Origin of the sequence: Streptomyces sp. UNOC14_S4 (assembly GCF_020740835.1) — a bacterium.
GTDB lineage: Bacteria > Actinomycetota > Actinomycetes > Streptomycetales > Streptomycetaceae > Streptomyces.
The window spans coordinates 1-516 of sequence record NZ_JAINFC010001072.1 but is presented as its reverse complement, the minus strand read 5'-3'; the positions used below and the strand labels follow the sequence as shown (position 1 = coordinate 516).

The window sequence follows — 516 nt, the reverse complement described above, 5'->3', positions numbered from 1 at the left end:
ACGGCCCGGGGCTCGTGCAGGTGCCGCGCCGGGGCTACGTACCGCGGCTGGCCTGCGAGCGCGGCCGTGAGCCCGCGCGCTGCGCGCACTGCGCGGGGCCGCTGGAGGCCCGTGACGACGGGGAGCTGCACTGCGGCTGGGGCGCGCGGGAAGCGCGGGACTGGCACTGCGCCGAGTGCGGCGGCGCCCGGCTGCGCGCCAGCGTCGTGGGCGCGGGCCGCACCGCGGAGGAGCTGGGCCGGGCGTTCCCCTCCGTGCCCGTACGCACCTCCGGGCGCGACCACGTGCTGGACACCGTCCCCGGCCGCCCCGCCCTGATCGTGGCCACGCCCGGCGCCGAGCCCGTCGCCGAGGGCGGCTACGCGGCGGCCCTGCTGCTGGACGGCTGGGCCCTGCTCGGCCGCCCCGACCTGCGCGCGGGCGAGGAGGCGCTGCGCCGCTGGCTGGGCGCCGCCGCGCTGGTGCGCGGCCAGGACGAGGGCGGCACCGTGGTCGTCGTCGCCGAGCCGACGCTGC

The 516-nt window shown here is 81.6% G+C and carries 1 pseudogene; it reads left to right on the top strand.

Annotated features, from left to right (window positions below):
• Window positions 1–516, top strand: a pseudogene (locus tag K6I34_RS37955) (primosome assembly protein PriA); the annotation flags it as partial.